Consider the following 16,166-nt stretch of genomic DNA (forward strand, 5'->3'; position numbering starts at 1 on the left):
GGGCGGTACAGAGGGAGAGTTGACGATGGTTTACGGTTGTTGCCGGAGGTTTGCGGTGTTGGAGATGCCCGGCCCTAGTGAAATACATTGGTGGGGATTCACCTATTGAACCTGGCGTTTGGCGAGGGTGCCGAGGGTGTGGATGGCGGCGGCGAGGCGGGGGGACCAAGGGTGACCGCAGGAGATGCGGATGCAGTGGGTGTAGCGGGGCTCGGGGGAGAAGAGGTGGCCGGGGGCGATGCTGATGCCTTTGGCGAGGGCGCGGTCGTAGAGGTCGATGGCATCGACCTGCGGGGGCAGGGTGACCCAGAGGAGGAAACCGCCCTGAGGGGAGGTGACGGTGGTGCCTGCGGGGAATTCCTCCAGGATGGCGCGGCGCATGCGGGTGACGTTCTCTTTATAGATGGTGCGGACGCTGCGGAGCCAGTGGTCGTAGCCGCCCTCTGCGAGAAAGCCGGCGATGGCGAGCTCGGGCAGGGTGGCGGTAGCGAGGGTGTGGGTGAGCTTGGCCATGCGGACGGCATGGTAATAGCGGCCGGGGACGACCCAGCCGACGCGGTAGCCGGGGGCGAGGGTCTTGGAGAAGGAACTGCAGTAGAGGACGAGGCCGGAGTCGTCGTAGGACTTGCAGGTGCGGGCGTGTTTGGGGCCGAAGGGGAGCTCGCCAAAGACGTCGTCTTCGATGAGGGGGATGTCGTGCTGTTTGAGGAGGGCGACGAGGCGCTGCTTGGTTTCGTCCGGCATGGCGGCGCCGAGGGGGTTGCTGCAGGCGGGCAGGGCGATGCAGGCGTGGACGGGCTGGGTTTTCAAGACGCGCTCGAAAACATCGAGCCGCAGACCGTGATGGGAGTCGGTGGGGATTTCGAGAGCGCGGAGGGAGAGGGCCTCGAGGACGTGGAGGATGCCGAAGTAGGTGGGGGTCTCGACAGCAACGACGTCCCCCGGTTTGGTGACGGCGCGGAGGCAGAGCATGAGGGCCTCGGTGGCGCCGCAGGTGGTGATGATGTCTGCGGGGGCAACGACGGCACCGCCTTTGAGCATGCGTTTACTGATCTGGCGGCGGAGGAGCTCGGAGCCGGGGGGGAGGTCGTACATGACGCCGCGGGCACCGGCGTGGCGGGCTTTTTCGGCGAGGATGCGGTTGAGTTTGATGGTGGGAAGGATGTCCGGGCTGGGGACGGCACCGCCGAGGGCGAGCAGATTGGAGGAGGCGACGGCGTCAAAGAGGCTGGCGTGGCGGTTGCCAAGGCTGCCGGACATGGGGACGCGGGGCGGGCCGGGGAGATCGAAGAGGGCCTGGGGCGGGGCTTTGACGAAGAAGCCGGACTTGTGCCTGGGCTCGACGAGGCCGGCGGATTCGAGCTCGACGAAGGCCTGGACGGCGGTGCTCATGCTGACGCCGTGCTGATCGCAGATGGCACGGAGGGAGGGGGTGCGCTCGCCGGGCCGCAGGACGCCGTCGTGGATCATTTTGGCCACGGTATCGGCGAGGTGTTTGTAGAGCGGCGGCGGGGGCATGGGATGGGCAGAGGGAAGTTTGCGATTGTTTGCCGTGGTTGGCGATTGTTTTTGAGGGGGATGGAATGGTGGAGGAGCGAGTTCGATTGTCCGACATGTGCAAAAAAAAACGGATAGCCTGAGCAGGGGATGGGGGACTACCCGCAAAAATGGCTGGAAATGTGCCTTTCCGCATTTGCACTCGTAACGAATGGGAGCATTCTGCTCATCCCCCCTCATGAGTGCTACATTGCCGTACCGCGCAAACGCGGATTTCCTCGAGTCCAAATACGCGGACTGGAAAAAAGATGCTGGTTCCGTCGAACCACTTTGGTCATCGTTTTTTGAAGGTTTCGAACTGGGCATGGCCCGTCTCCCCACGAAAGGCACGGAAACGGCCGGTGGTGATGCGGCTCCGCTTTCAGAGAAGACTCTCAATTTCCGCATGCGAGTTTCGAACGCGCTGCAGAGCTTCCGTGCGCTGGGCCACACCGCCGCGCACCTGGATCCGCTGGACAAGGAAGGACCTGAAGTGCCCGGGCTGACGCTGGCGGGCCTGGGATTCACGGCGGACGAGCTGGAGGAGGATGTGCAGACGCACCTGTTCCGCAACGGGCAGCCGATGAAGCTGAAAACGATGCTGGCGGAACTGCAGCGCAATTATTGCGGCAAGACGGGCTTTGAGTTCATGCACATTCACCACCCTGAGGTGCGTGCATGGCTGCTGGACCGGATTGAAGGCCGTAATCTGGATGCCAAGCCGGCGGCCCAGGATCAGATCAACGCGCTGCGCTGGCTGCTGGAGGCTGAATCGTTCGAGCGCTTCCTACACCGTCGTTTCGTGGGGCAGAAGCGTTTCTCCGTCGAGGGCGGCGAATCGATGCTGGTGGCACTGGAGACCCTTCTCGAAGCTCTGCCAGCCGCCGGCGGCAAAGAAATCATTCTGGGCATGGCCCATCGCGGACGCCTCAGCGTGCTGGCCAATTTCCTGCGCAAGCCGCTGGAGTATCTCTTCTATGAGTTCAGCGAGAACTATGTGCCGAACATGGTTTCCGGGGATGGTGACGTGAAGTACCATCTGGGCTTTGAAACGGTGAGGCAGACCAGCAGCGGTGATTCGGTCGGGGTGATGCTTGCGCCGAATCCGAGCCATCTGGAAGCCGTGGACCCTGTGGTCGAAGGCATGGCGCGTGCGCGCCAGCGTGCGCTGAATGACACCAAGGACCGCAAAAAGGTGATCCCCGTGCTCATCCATGGTGATGCGGCCTTTGCCGGCCAGGGTCTTGTGGCCGAAGTGCTGAATCTTTCCCAGCTGCCGGGCTATCGCACCGGCGGAACGGTGCACATCATCGTGAACAACCAGATTGGTTTCACCACGATGCCGGAAGATGCCCGCAGCTCCGACTATTGTACGGACGTGGCGAAAATGATCGAAGCGCCCGTGTTCCATGTGAACGGGGACTGCCCGCTGGAAGTGATGAATGCGACGAGACTCGCGTTTGAATTCCGTCAGACCTTTGGTCGTGACGTGATCGTGGACATTGTGTGCTATCGTCGTTACGGCCACAACGAAACCGACGAGCCCGGATTTACGCAGCCGAACATGGCGCGTGCGATTGCCGAGCATCCGTCCACGGCGACGCTGTTCCGCCTGGATCTGGCAGCCACCGGAGTGCTGGATGAAGCCGGCGCCGCCGCGCTGCAGCGCGAGCTGGATGACGAACTGGAGCAGGGCATCACGACCCTGGCGGATCGTGACAAGAACGCCGAAGGCGGCAATCCCTTTGAAGGCAGCATGGCGATGCCGCAGCCTGCCTATGATTACAATCCGGTGAAAACAGGGGTGGAGCTGACGACGCTGACAAAGATCGGCGAGCGCCTGCTCGAAGTGCCGGAGGAGTTCAACCTGCATCCGACGATTGCGAAACGCTTCCTTGCGGCGCGCAGGAAGGCCATCGAGGCGGGTGAAGGCATTGACTGGGCCTATGCTGAGTCATTGGCTTTTGGCACGCTGCTCACGGAAGGCCACGGTGTGCGCCTGAGCGGGCAGGATGTGCGACGCGGCACTTTCAGCCAGCGTCACAGTGTGTTTTATGATTCCCAGACCCGGGAGCGCCATATTCCGCTGAACAATCTGGCTGCGGAACAGGGTCGTTACTGTGTGTATAACAGCCTCCTGTCGGAAGCTGCTGTGCTTGGTTTTGATTACGGCTACTCGCTGCTGACCAGCAACCTGCTGGTGTGCTGGGAGGCGCAGTTTGGCGACTTCGTGAACGGTGCGCAGGTCATCATCGACCAGTTCATCGCGAGCGCGGAAAGCAAATGGCAGCGCCCGAGCCACATCACGCTGCTCCTGCCGCATGGTTACGAAGGCCAGGGGCCGGAACACTCCAGCGCAAGGCTTGAGCGCTTCCTGCAACTCTGCGCCGGTGGCAACATGCAGGTGTGCAACTTCACCACTCCCGGGCAGTACTTCCATGCGCTGCGCCGCCAGATCAAGCGCAGCACGCGCAAGCCGCTGATCGTGATGACGCCGAAGAGTCTGCTGCGGCATCCGAAGTGCGTGTCCAAGCTGAGTGACATGGCTGAGGGCACGACCTTCAAGGAAGTGCTGGACGACGAGAATCTGCTGGCCGCGCCGGAGCGCATCACGCGTCTCATTCTATGCAGCGGCAAGGTCTATTATGACCTGCTGGCATTCCGCGAGGAGCACAAGATCAAAAACGCCGCCATCATCCGCATCGAGCAGCTTTACCCGCTGAACTACGAGATGCTGAAGGAGATCGTCGCGAAATATCCGCGTGCGCAGAAGAAGTGGATCTGGTGCCAGGAGGAGCCGCGCAACATGGGCGCCTTCTATTACATCCGTCCGCGCCTCGAAGAGCTTTCCAACCACAAGCTGCGCTACTCCGGCCGGGAGCGCAGTTCCAGCCCCGCCGCCGGTTCCAAAGCCATTCACACCCTCGAACAGGAAAACCTGGTCGAGTCGGCATTCAGCGTGTGATTCGTCCAGACTTAGATTTTCTACCACTACCCCGTCATGCCCTCAGACATTAAAATACCCGCACTCGGCGAATCCGTCGCCGGTGGTCAGATCGCCAAATGGCACTTCAAAGAAGGTGACCTCGTCAAGACTGGCGACGTCCTGCTCACGCTCGAGACCGACAAGGTTGCCGCTGAAGTCACCGCTGAAAGCAGTGGTGCCCTGCACATCAGCAAGCAAGCCGGTGAAGATGTCGAGGTGGGTGGCGTGGTGGGCCAGATCGACGAAAATGCGACCGCTCCTGCTGCGAAGGCCGAAGCTCCGAAGCCAGCCCCAGCCCCAGCCGCCGCTGCTCCTTCGCCTGCGCCTGCCGCCAAGGCCGAGCCGGAAAAGCCTGCGAACGTTACGGAATTCAAAGTGGTGCCGAAGCCTGAACCCGCGCCTGCGCCAGTGGCCAAGGCTGCACCGGAAGGGCGTGTCACGCGCAAGAAGATGAGCCCGCTCCGCAAGAAGATTGCGGATCAGCTCGTCAGTGCGCAGCGCACGGCCGCCATTCTCACCACGTTCAATGAATGTGACATGAGCAATGTGATGGCGCTGCGTTCGAAGCTGCAGGACGCCTTTGTGGCGAAGAACGGCGTGAAGCTCGGCTTCATGAGCTTCTTCATCAAGGCGGTGGTGGAGGCCCTCAAGGCGGTGCCGCAGGTCAATGTGCGAGTTGAAGGAGAAGAAATCGTGCAGCAGCACTTTTTTGACATCGGCGTGGCCGTGGGTACGGAGCGCGGCCTGATCGTGCCGGTGCTGCGTGACGCGGACCAGAAGAGTTTTGCGGACCTTGAAAAAGACATTCTCGGCTACGCAGCCAAGGCCAAGGAAGGCAAGATCCAGGTCAGCGATCTGACCGGCGGTGTTTTCACCATTTCCAACGGCGGTGTTTACGGGTCCCTGCTCAGCACCCCGATCATCAATCCTCCGCAGAGCGCGATTCTGGGCATGCACAGCATCCAGCAGCGCCCGGTGGCGGTCGATGGCCAGGTGGTGATCCGCCCGATGATGTACCTCGCGCTCAGCTACGACCACCGTGTGGTGGATGGCAAGGAAGCCGTGTCGTTCTTGATTCGCATCAAGGATTGCATCGAAAACCCGGCCAGAATGCTGGTGGGCGCGTAATATCTGCACGAGTGCAGATATTATTGCTGAACAAAGCTGCTGCCATACGTTCTCATCTTCACAGTGAAGCTGTTTTAAATGGCATTTGAGACCCCCAGTACGATTCCGATGACCGAAGCGCCTGCGCCGAAAGGCTGGGGCGTGTGGTTGCGGAACAAGTTTCTGGCGGGGCTGGCGCTGGCGCTGCCGCTGATCATCACATTCTGGATTTTGTCCTTTGTCTATGACCTGCTGCACGCGTGGAGCAAGCCGGTGCTGGGGCAGGCGGTGAGCCTCGTCAATGAGTTCAGTGACGAGCCGATCCTGAACATTGAGGACCCGAAGCTGGAAAGCCTCACCAATTTTATTGGTTTCCTGTTTTCGGTGCTGGCCATTCTGGGTCTTGGCTTCATGGCCACCAACGTGATCGGCGTTCACATTGTCACCGCCGTGGACAAGCTGCTGCTGCGCATTCCGCTGGTGGCGGTGATCTACCGGCCGCTCAAGCAGGTGATCGACGCCTTTCGCAGCCTGGGCGGCACGAAGCAGAATTTCAAGCGGGTCGTGTACATTGACTATCCGGTCCCCGGCATGCGCATGATCGGTTTTGCCACCGGACAGTATTGTGATCCGCAGACAGGAAAGGCGATGACCTGCGTCCTGCTGCCCACGGCGCCGAGTCCGATGACGGGCATTCTGCTGGTGGTGGATTCCGAGAAGATCACGGATGCGCCGATCACGATCGAAGAGGCGATGAAGATGATCATTTCCGGCGGACTGGTTTCGCCGCTGAATGCCGTGGCACCGCTGAATCAAAAACCACCGGCGGCCCCCCTGCCTGAGCAGCTGCCGGTGCCTGAACCTGAGTTCGAGCTGCCTGCCGGCCTGCCGCGTGCGGAGGATTTTGATGCGGGAGACACGGAGATCCTGGCGCAATCCATGGACATCAAGAGTGGAAAACGCTGGCTGCGTGCCCTGCCATGGAAGAAACGCTGAGTCCATGGTGATCACCGACTGGAAAACTTGGGAGCCGGGCGTTCGTGCGACACTGATGTTCGTCATCGATGAGGCAAAGCGCGAAGTTTTGCTCATTCGTAAAAAGCGTGGCCTGGGTGCCGGCAAGATCAACGGGCCCGGAGGCAAAATGGATCCTGGTGAAACCTCGCTGCAATGCGCGGTGCGTGAAACGCAGGAGGAACTTGGAGTGACCGCGCTGAATCCGGTGCATCACGGTGAGCTTTGGTTCCGGTTCGTGGATGGTCTGTGCATGCACGTCGATGTGTATGTGGCCACGCAGCATGAAGGGGAGGCGGTGGAAACGCCCGAGGCGGTGCCGCTGTGGACCTCGCTGGATGCGCTGCCCTTTGATGAAATGTGGGCGGATGACATTCACTGGCTGGCGCAGACCTTGATCGAACGCCGACGTTTCATGGGGCGGTTCACCTTTGATGACGACACCATGCTGTCGCACGAAGTGAAGTGGCTGTGATATGGGTTAACGCAATTAATTAGTGGTGTTTTGGCGCGCTATATATAACAATTGTGATCATCACCTTGGTCTACAGTCGTTTCAGAATTATTCTTATCGCTGCTGTGCTATTAGGACGCGCAAATTTAGCAGCGTCAGAAATTATTTTGTTTGAGGCCCCCTTGGGAACGCTGTCATTTGTTTCAATTCATGAAGCTGGGCACGTTACGGTTGCAAAATCTTGCGGATTTCTTGCGGTTAGTGCCAAGGTTTTCCAGATGTCCAAATACGGAGTGGGAACCTTTTGGAAGGGGCAAACGAGCTTAACGGGGGGCGGCGCGGGGAAAGGGATGGCCTTGATCAAACTCGGAGGCAGGTTTGCCGAACAGTTCCTTGATAAATCGAACCGAATACATCAGCCTAGTTTTCTTGATGTGATTGGGGATCGCAGCATCATAAGTCATTCTGACAAGTTAAGCCAGATTGATCTTGGATCCTTCAGTCTTCTGGAAGCACAGCGAAGAACATATCTTATTCTAACAAGCAGAATGACTGATTTAGATCGGATTTACAAATCACTATACCATCGCCACACATATCCATAATTTGATGTTTACCGCAAAGTGTGGCGCGGCACCCACTATGCCTTGCAAGGTTTCACACCAAGGCAACAGCTAGTGCAAAAATTTAGCAACAGACTTCAGCCAAGGGGTTAGTTTTGGCTATTGATCCAATAGTTTTAAAATGCGCGGATGCTGTTGAATCCAGATTTTTGATTTTTCCTTGCTGCTGACTTTCCAAGTTTCGAGTACTTGAGTGAGGCACATCTTTTGAAGTGCCAAATCACTGATAGAGGAAGCCAGCTCAGCGGCGGCCTCGGGGTCCGAATCTGTCAAGACATTAGCAAGTTTGCTGAGTCCAATATTCTTTTCCAAACCGCCTTGTTGCTGCTTTACCCAGGATTGACAGGCTGAGAAGTCAGCCAGTGCCCAATTTTCGAGAATGATTTCCAAGGCGGCTGCCTGGCTGTCTTTGGACGTCAAAGTCTGAGTCCATTTCAAAGCTTCAAGGGGGTAAGCGGTTGCCCAATTTCCAAGGATTAATTTGCGGCTATTTGAAAAAGATTCGCCTTCCAAATTGGCCTCTGCCCAAGTGTATGCAGCAGCAGAATTATATTCTGCCCATTCAGTGGCAATGGCAGCTTTGCACAAGCTGGAAAGCTGACGGTCTGCTAACTGTGATACCCAGCTGGCGGCGGCAGTGCGGTCAAAATCTGCCCACTTTGAGATAGCACTTGGAAGCAGCCAGTGGTGTTCGGGTGCTGCCACCAGCCAGTCTGAAGTCATCTCTGGATAGTGCTGCACCCATATTTTGACCACTTTGGAAACCATCAGATCGTGGAATTTTCCAAGGGGCAGAGCTGCAGCCCAGTGAGCGGCATCCATCGGTCGGAGTTCGGTCCAATTTTCGAGAACTTCAACAACATAAAAAACACGCTCGATTTCATTCGAAAGCTTCATGCCCCAGTTGATGGCAAGGGAAGGTTCTGTTTTTCCCCAAACTTCGCCAATTTGAGCGTAAGCGGTTCTCCGATAACCATTCGAGAGATTTTCAGACGCCCATTGGAGCGCTGCCAAGGGTGCTTTGGCGGCCCAGCCCTCCAAGGCCTTGTTCGTGGCGAGCATGCGCACTTCACCATCAGGCAATTCTCTGGTATGATTCAAGGCTTCCGCGGGATTGTTCCTGCCCCAGACTTTCATGAAGGGACCCAAAAATAACAGACGATCAGGCAGAAAGGCTAATTGCCCCATCAAATTCCAGGCTTTTTCGGGATCCGAGGCGCCCAATTTCTTAGAAAGCAGGGCAAGAAAAATGTGTCGTTCTTCGAAATCGTCAACCTTTAGGATCGATTTCAATTCGGCTTCGTAGTCGAATGAAGCACCTGATTTCCCATTTTGCTTTTCTGGTGATTCCGGCCCTTGTGCGGAGCACTCGCAGAAATCAAAAACAAGCAAGGCAATGCCAGCAGAGAGGCCTGATCGCAGAGATTTCATGAGTAAATTTTTCAAAAAATATTGGTCAGAAACTTTGGATGTCGAAATGGATGACGCTCAGATAGTAAAAGGTGGTTCTAAAATGCGCCATTGGAAGTGCAAAAAGTGCCGTGCATGACAATAATACGATTGCCGTTGTGCACTTCGGTGTTAGTTTAATAAAGCAATCAGCGGTTATCGACAAATCTATATTTTAATCATTTCCATAATTTCTAAAATTATAGATTGCGTGATGTTGATTGTGTGTGAATGTAGAGTTCTTATTGCGGGTATAGCTTAGTGGTAAAGTTCCAGCCTTCCACGCTGGCCATGTGGGTTCGATTCCCACTACCCGCTCTGAAAATGGGGGAAACCCCAAATAAACAACTCGTCATGAAAGCATTCCTTTTGATACCCAACTCCAAGAAATTGGTCATCATCCTGAGCGTGGCATTTTCGCTCAATGCAATGGCACAGTCTGCAAATAATTGTGCCGACATCTGCAATGATGTTAAAACTGCGGTTGAAAAAGATCCATCCAAGGTGCTGATGATTCTGGAAGATGCTCTGGTCATCAATGAAGGATGTGCGGGTGATATTGTGAAAATAGCGATTACGGCTTCCAAAGCAGATGAAACGCTTGCAGGACAGATTGCTCAAACTGGTGTCAGCGTGGCACCCAAAATGGAAGTGGCGATAAACGAGGCGGCTACATCCTTGTTCCCTGGTTTAAAAGCTGTCACAGTTGCTGCAGAACGTCCGATTGCGGTCTCTGGAAAAAACCCGGTCTTTGAAAAGAACCCGGGGAAAAACCCGGTCTTAGATTCACCTGAACCTAAAACTTTGGATTCACCTGAGCCCTCAATCTCGATGGGGCCCGTTCGTGGAGTTTTCCTCATGCCGCCTGTGTCAGGTCCGCTGCCCCCCCGGACGACGACCAATCCAGTTTCGCCTTCGAACGCAATACCTTGATCATTTTGCAAGGCAATATGCAGCCACATTGATCATTCGAACTGTTCCCACAACCCATGCGTATTAAACTGGCAATGCTCATCCTGGCAGTCGCTGCACTCAGCCCAGCGGCATTGCGTGCGCAGGGGTTGGTCGGGATCCAAAATTATTCGGCCGATTTCAGCACCGAGGAGCCGCTCACGTTTTCAATCACCGGCAACACCGGCTATGACGTGCTCAAGTACAAGGTGCCTTCGGCCTCGTTGAGCAACATTGATTCGTGGTACATGCAGGCGGGTGCAGGGACATCTTACACCCATGCGGACCAGACCACACCCTACAGTTTCAGTCTTGAAGGCAGCGTTCTTGAATACGTGAACGGAGTGCCGGTTTACGGCAGCACCTTTTACAATGGCAGGGCGACCTTCAATTTTGAGCACCAGTTTTCGGAACGCCTGAAGATGAGCAACAACTTCTACCTCACTTACGGGACGAATCCCAACAGTGCGTTTGGCTACGGTGCCACAAGCGCCCTGTGGAACGGGCAGTTTTTGTACGGCTACAACAATTTCAATGTGAGCTATGCCTGGACGCCGCGGTTCTCCACCACAACGTCCTACACGTTCGACGGCATCGCCTACGAGGACTCTACGGTAGCCACTTCTCAGGACCGTTACTCGCATTTGCTTGCCCAGCAATTTGCCTATAAAATTGCGCAGCGGACCAGTCTGACGGCAGAGTACCGCTACCGCCTGACGGACTACCCCAAGAGCGGCTTCCAAAACTACCATTCACATTTCGCCCTGGCTGGAGTCGACCATGCATGGAGCGAGAACATGTCCACTTCAGTGCGGGCTGGTGCGGAACTTTACGAAAACGGCCGTGGGAGACAAACGAAGCCCTATGCTGAAGCTGCGCTCAACTATGCGGTGGCTAAGCAGACGCAACTGCGCTGGTTTACGATGCTGGGTTTCAACGGCGCGCTGCTGGGCAGCTACAGAAGCAGCTATGGGGTGAACACCGGCGTGCAGCTGAACCATCAAGTCACCAAGCGTTTCAGCGTCAATGGCGGGGCGAGCTATGCGCACTCAGAGCTCTCTGGGGGAACCACTCCGGATCAGACGCAGGACTCGGTTTTCCTCAACACGGGCATTGGCTATCAGCTGATGGATAACGTCAATCTGAACGCCAACTACTCATTCTCCACGCAGTTGTCGAACAACGCTCTGGTTGAATTCAATCGCAATCAAGTCTCCCTCGGAGCGACGGCCACCTTTTAGTCCCAACAGCCAAAACAGCAATCCGCCGGCGGGCAGATTCGGACATCACGAATCTCCCGCTGGCGGCATTTCAAGACCGCTTTCTTAACCTCTCCGAATAATCAAACCCGAGCAGTCATGAACGAGTCAGGCACCGAACTGCAAAAGCATGCGATGGACACCTGGCAGGTGGTCAAGAATCGCTTTGGGCTCATCTCGCTTTCGTTCATTCTGATCTTCGCGGCGGCAGCAGTGCTCACCTACATCATGCCGCGCAAGTATCGCGGGCATGTCGAAATGACCATTGAGCGCATCACGCAGGACATCAATGTGTTTGACCGCAACCGCAGTGACGGCCTCGCCTTCACGCAGGAGTACATCAAGACTCAGTTTGAGACGATCACGAAGCCCACCACGCTTTATCCGGTGATCGAAAAACTGGAGCTCACCAAAAAGTGGGAGCTGCCGAGCCGCCAGGCGGCATTGGCCAAACTGCGCTCCAATCTGGACACGCAATCGATGCTGCGCTCAGATTTTGTCACCATTGATTATTACGACCAGGATTCCCAGCTCGCGGCCGCCATCGCCAATGAAGTGGCCAAGAGCTACATGGATCAGCGCAACAACATTGAGAGCGGCAAGAAGCAGAAGGCCCTCGACGTGCTGCAGCAGCAAATTTCGGAGCAGGAGTCTCTTCGTGGGCAGGCGCAGGTGCGTGCTCAGGAGGCCCGGCGCAAGGCTGGCATTGTGGGCGACTGGATCGTCGGCGGTGGCAGCTCGCTGAATCCCGGCGGTGAGATGCGCAGTGAAAAAGACTCCATGGTCATCTCACGTGAGCAGGCCCTCATGATCGCCGATCAGGAAATTTTAACGCTGCAGTCAGAGATCGATCAGGTGAGCAAGCTGACTCCCGAGCAACTCATTGACCAGGCGTCTGGACTGAAACTGGAAAATCAAAACATCATCGCCATCACGTCGAAGCTGCAGGACCTCAAGGTTTCGCGTGAAGGCCTGATGAATGAAGGGCGTGGGCGTCTGCATCCGCAGGTGCTGAGTGTGGACAGCCAGATGGCTGAGTACCAAAAGCTCATTCAAGGAGAAGCCAAAGCGCATGTGGCGGGCCTGCAAAACCGGCTTGATGCTGCAAGGAAGAAGCGGGAATCCCTCAAGCTTTACAACGACGACGCCAAGCAGGAGCTGCAGAACATGTCGTCTCTTTACACCGAGTACAAGACGGCCAAGGACGAGGTGACCTATCTGGAAGATCTGCTGGTGAAAATGCGCTCACGCTTCTTCGAGGAAAAAGCGGGCATCGAGCTCGTGAAATCTCCCGCCACGATTTATTCGGAAGCAGAGCCGGAAGGAAAGCCTGCCAAGCCCAACGTGCCGCTGCACCTTGCGCTGGGCGGTGTGCTGGGGCTCATGTTTGGTCTGGGTCTCGCCTTCTTCCTGGAATACATGGACACGACGGTGAAGAACCTGGATGACGTGGAGCGCTACCTCGGTGTGCCCGTTTTGGCGGTGGTGCCCAAGGATGTGGGAGTGCTGCACCGCTCCAGCGGTTTCAATCCAGATGCCGAAGCGTACCGCATTCTGCGCACGAACATCGAATTCAACCGCAAAACGCCTGACGCCAACTGCCTCAGTGTGGTGAGCGGCGGGGCAGGGGAGGGGAAATCCACCACGATGGTGAATCTTGCCTATGTCTGCGCGCAGGGTGGCTACAATGTGCTGCTCATTGACGCTGATTTGCGCCGTCCGAGTCTGCACACGCATTTCGACGTGAGCCATGCCACGGGACTGACCAATTACCTCACCACCGACATCCGGCTGGAAGATGTGGTGCTGCGCACGCCGGTGGAAAATCTGTTCTTCCTTCCCAGCGGCCTGCTGCCAGCGGACAGCGCGGGATTGCTCAATTCCCAGCGCATGGTGGATCTGATCACCGAAGTCAAAAGTCGCTTTGATCTCGTCTTGATCGACTCTCCGCCTATCCTTGGTGTCAGCGACGCGTCGGTTCTTGCCAACCTGGCGGACATGACAATGATCGTGGTGCAGCACCGCAAACTGCCGCGCCACATGCTGATGCGCGTTAAGCAGGGCGTGGAAAATGTCGGAGGCAAGGTGGTGGGGGTGGTCCTCAACAACGTGGATCTGCGCAGCGATGCGCAGTACCAATATTACACCAGTTACTACACGTACTACTCGCCGACGAACTCGCCCAACGGCGGCTCGGGAGGCAAGTCCCGCCGTCGCAAGATCAAAGCCGAAACCACCGCCACCGTACTGGGTGGCTCCCAGTCAGTTTCGCGGCTGGATGGTGACGATGTCTTTTAATTTCACTTCAACACGCACTGCATGAAAACACGCATTCTCTCCTGCCTCTTCGCTGTCTGCGCGCTGGTCACAGCGCAGGCCCAGAACGGTGAAATCGCCCTGCACCCGAACAACCGCGTCACGATCTCCATCGGGGGCATCCCTGACAATGAAGTGCCGCAGATCAGCAAGGTGTACACGATCAGCGACAACGGTACGATCAATCTTCTCCACATTGGAGAGGTGCGCGCCGCCGGCCTCAAGCCCTCCACTCTGCAACGCATGATCGAGCAGACCTACATTGCGCGTGAGATTTACACCCGGCCGACGGTGACGGTGACCACCAATGACAGCGCCACCACCGCCCAGATGATCTACGTCGTCGGCGGCATCAAGGGCAACGGAACGGTGCCTTACAATTCCAGCATGACCATTCTGAAAGCCATCTCCGCAGCGGGTGGCTTTTCACCCTTTGCCAAGCCCAGCAGGACGAAGCTGATCCGCAACGGAGTGACCACCGAGATCAACCTCAAGGACATCAGCAACGATCCTTCCCGCGACATCAAGCTCCAGCCTGATGATCAGATCATTGTGCCGGATTGAGGAAGCGAAGGTCGTTTGGTGGGGAGGGATCGATTTGATCCCTCCGCGTTCCACCAGTCCCCAAAGGGGATCAAGATGATCCCCTTCTACAACGGACGCTAATCTATTAGAGCCCGAGATCGGTCACAGCGCCCTGGCTGGCGTTGCTGGTGAGCTTGGCGTACTTGGCGAGGACGCCGTGGGTGTAGCGGGGCTTAGGCTGCTTCCATTTGGCGAGGCGTGCCTTAAGCTCCGTGGCGGGAATGCCGAGGGTGATGGCACGTTTTTCGGCGTCGATGGTGATGGGGTCGCCGTTTTTGATGACGGCGATCGGGCCGCCGACGAAAGCTTCGGGCGTGACGTGGCCGACGACGAAGCCGTGGCTGCCGCCGCTGAAGCGACCGTCGGTGATGAAGGCAACGTCTTTGCCGAGGCCTTTGCCCATGATGGCGGAGGTCGGAGAGAGCATCTCGCGCATGCCGGGGCCGCCTTTCGGGCCTTCCATGCGGACGACGATGACGTGGCCTTTCTTGACCTTGTCATTGAGGATGGCCTGCAGCGCGGTCTCTTCGGACTCGAACACGATGGCCTTGCCTTCGAACTTGAGGCCTTCCTTGCCGGAGATTTTGCCGACAGCGCCTTCGGGGCAGAGGTTGCCTTTGAAGATGACGAGGTGGCTGTCCTTCTTGAGCGGATTGCTCAGCGGGCTGACGATCTTCTGATCCTTGGGCCAGAAGATTTTGGAGTTCTTCATGTTCTCCTTCATGGTCTTGCCGGTGACGGTGAGGCAGTCGCCGTGCATGAGGCCTTCGTTGACCAAGATGCGGATGAGCGGGACGGTGCCGCCGATCTTGACGAGGTCGTTCATGAAGTATTTGCCGCTGGGCTTGAGGTCGGCGAGCACGGGGGTCTTCTTGCCGATGCGGACGAAGTCCTCGATGCCCAGCTTCACGCCGGCGCTGTGGGCCATGGCGATGAGGTGGAGGACGGCATTGGTGCTGCCGCCGAGGGTGATGATGAGGGTGATGGCGTTTTCGAAGGCCTCCTTCGTCATGATGTCGCGGGGGGTGATGCCCTTCTTGATCATGTTCATGACGGCGGCGCCGGCGTCGAAGCAGTCGATGAGCTTTTCATTGCCGACGGCGGACTGAGCGCCGGAGTTCGGAAGGCTCATGCCGAGGGCCTCGATGGCGCTGGCCATGGTGTTGGCGGTGTACATGCCGCCGCAGCTGCCTTCGCCGGGGATGGCGTGCTCTTCGATGTCGATGAGCTCCTTGTCATTGATGAGGCAGTTGGCATGCTTGCCGACGGCTTCGAAAACGGTGACGATGTCCGCGTCCTTCTTTTCAGGGCCGACGCAGCCGGGGAGGATGGTGCCGCCGTAAACAAAGACGCTGGGGCGGTTCAGGCGCGCCATGGCCATGAGGCAGCCGGGCATGTTTTTGTCGCAACCGCCAATGGCGACGAAGCCGTCCATGCCTTCGCAGCCGACGACGGTCTCGATGGAGTCGGCGATGACTTCACGGGAGACGAGGGAGTATTTCATCCCTTCGGTGCCCATGGAGATGCCATCCGAGATGGTGATGGTGTTGAAGATGATGCTCTTGCCACCGGCTGCATCCACGCCTTTGGCGGACTCTCTGGCCAAGCGGTCGATGTGCATGTTGCACGGAGTGACCATGCTCCACAGGGAGGCGATGCCGATCTGGGATTTTTTGAAGTCTTCGCGCTTGAAGCCGACGGCGTGCAGCATGGCGCGGCTGGCGGCGCGGTCCACCCCATCGACAACGATGGCGCTGTGTTTGCGGTGGAGGTCGGTCTTGGCGGCGGAGGCTTTCTTGGGCATGGTCAGGGGATGGATTGGAAATGAGCAAAATGGCAGACGCCTCCCCGCACGCAAGCAGCTTTGCGGCAGTTCTGGCGCAGGC

The 16,166-nt window shown here is 57.3% G+C and carries 12 protein-coding genes and 1 tRNA gene; 10 read left to right on the forward strand and 3 right to left on the reverse strand.

Features of this window, described 5'->3' with window-relative positions; all coding sequences use genetic code 11:
- Nucleotides 1–102: 102 nt before the first annotated feature.
- Nucleotides 103–1,518, reverse strand: coding sequence for a PLP-dependent aminotransferase family protein (locus WAW39_RS09930; protein WP_422318278.1), 1,416 nt, complete (start codon nucleotides 1,516–1,518; stop codon nucleotides 103–105).
- A 217-nt stretch (nucleotides 1,519–1,735) separates the two neighbouring features.
- Between WAW39_RS09930 and WAW39_RS09935 the strand changes: the two genes are divergently transcribed.
- From WAW39_RS09935 to WAW39_RS09955, 5 genes are all read left to right on the forward strand, one after another.
- Nucleotides 1,736–4,501, forward strand: coding sequence for a 2-oxoglutarate dehydrogenase E1 component (locus tag WAW39_RS09935; protein WP_422318280.1), 2,766 nt, complete (start codon nucleotides 1,736–1,738; stop codon nucleotides 4,499–4,501).
- A 36-nt stretch (nucleotides 4,502–4,537) separates the two neighbouring features.
- On the forward strand, nucleotides 4,538–5,650 hold the full coding sequence (sucB, locus tag WAW39_RS09940) for a dihydrolipoyllysine-residue succinyltransferase (protein ID WP_422318282.1): 1,113 nt from the start codon (nucleotides 4,538–4,540) through the stop codon (nucleotides 5,648–5,650).
- 108 nt (nucleotides 5,651–5,758) lie between these two features.
- Nucleotides 5,759–6,625: a DUF502 domain-containing protein gene (locus WAW39_RS09945; RefSeq protein ID WP_422318284.1), complete on the forward strand. Its 867-nt coding sequence runs from the start codon at nucleotides 5,759–5,761 to the stop codon at nucleotides 6,623–6,625.
- Nucleotides 6,626–6,629: 4 nt separating this feature from the next.
- A complete protein-coding gene (locus WAW39_RS09950; protein ID WP_422318286.1) occupies nucleotides 6,630–7,118 on the forward strand; it encodes an 8-oxo-dGTP diphosphatase in 489 nt (162 codons plus the stop codon).
- 53 nt (nucleotides 7,119–7,171) lie between these two features.
- Nucleotides 7,172–7,702, forward strand: coding sequence for a hypothetical protein (locus WAW39_RS09955; RefSeq protein WP_422318288.1), 531 nt, complete (start codon nucleotides 7,172–7,174; stop codon nucleotides 7,700–7,702).
- A 117-nt stretch (nucleotides 7,703–7,819) separates the two neighbouring features.
- Here the strand turns inward: WAW39_RS09955 and WAW39_RS09960 are convergent, their stop codons facing one another.
- Nucleotides 7,820–9,151: a hypothetical protein gene (locus WAW39_RS09960; RefSeq protein WP_422318290.1), complete on the reverse strand. Its 1,332-nt coding sequence runs from the start codon at nucleotides 9,149–9,151 to the stop codon at nucleotides 7,820–7,822.
- A gap of 265 nt (nucleotides 9,152–9,416) precedes the next feature.
- Here WAW39_RS09960 and WAW39_RS09965 point away from each other — a divergent pair.
- The 5 genes from WAW39_RS09965 (at nucleotide 9,417) to WAW39_RS09985 (ending at nucleotide 14,259) form a co-directional block, all read left to right on the forward strand.
- A tRNA-Gly gene (locus WAW39_RS09965) sits at nucleotides 9,417–9,487 on the forward strand.
- A gap of 36 nt (nucleotides 9,488–9,523) precedes the next feature.
- Nucleotides 9,524–10,102: a hypothetical protein gene (locus WAW39_RS09970; RefSeq protein ID WP_422318292.1), complete on the forward strand. Its 579-nt coding sequence runs from the start codon at nucleotides 9,524–9,526 to the stop codon at nucleotides 10,100–10,102.
- A gap of 56 nt (nucleotides 10,103–10,158) precedes the next feature.
- Entirely contained in the window at nucleotides 10,159–11,361 is a 1,203-nt protein-coding gene (locus WAW39_RS09975) for an outer membrane beta-barrel protein (RefSeq protein WP_422318294.1), read from the forward strand.
- A gap of 117 nt (nucleotides 11,362–11,478) precedes the next feature.
- The gene (locus WAW39_RS09980; protein ID WP_422318296.1) at nucleotides 11,479–13,677 is read left to right on the forward strand and encodes a GumC family protein; all 2,199 of its coding nucleotides are present in this window, start codon (nucleotides 11,479–11,481) and stop codon (nucleotides 13,675–13,677) included.
- Nucleotides 13,678–13,698: 21 nt separating this feature from the next.
- Nucleotides 13,699–14,259: a polysaccharide biosynthesis/export family protein gene (locus WAW39_RS09985; RefSeq protein WP_422318298.1), complete on the forward strand. Its 561-nt coding sequence runs from the start codon at nucleotides 13,699–13,701 to the stop codon at nucleotides 14,257–14,259.
- Nucleotides 14,260–14,365: 106 nt separating this feature from the next.
- Here the strand turns inward: WAW39_RS09985 and ilvD are convergent, their stop codons facing one another.
- Nucleotides 14,366–16,084, reverse strand: coding sequence for a dihydroxy-acid dehydratase (gene ilvD / locus WAW39_RS09990; protein WP_422318300.1), 1,719 nt, complete (start codon nucleotides 16,082–16,084; stop codon nucleotides 14,366–14,368).
- Nucleotides 16,085–16,166: the final 82 nt, after the last annotated feature.

The organism is Prosthecobacter sp., assembly GCF_049294395.1.
Classification (GTDB): domain Bacteria; phylum Verrucomicrobiota; class Verrucomicrobiia; order Verrucomicrobiales; family Verrucomicrobiaceae; genus Prosthecobacter.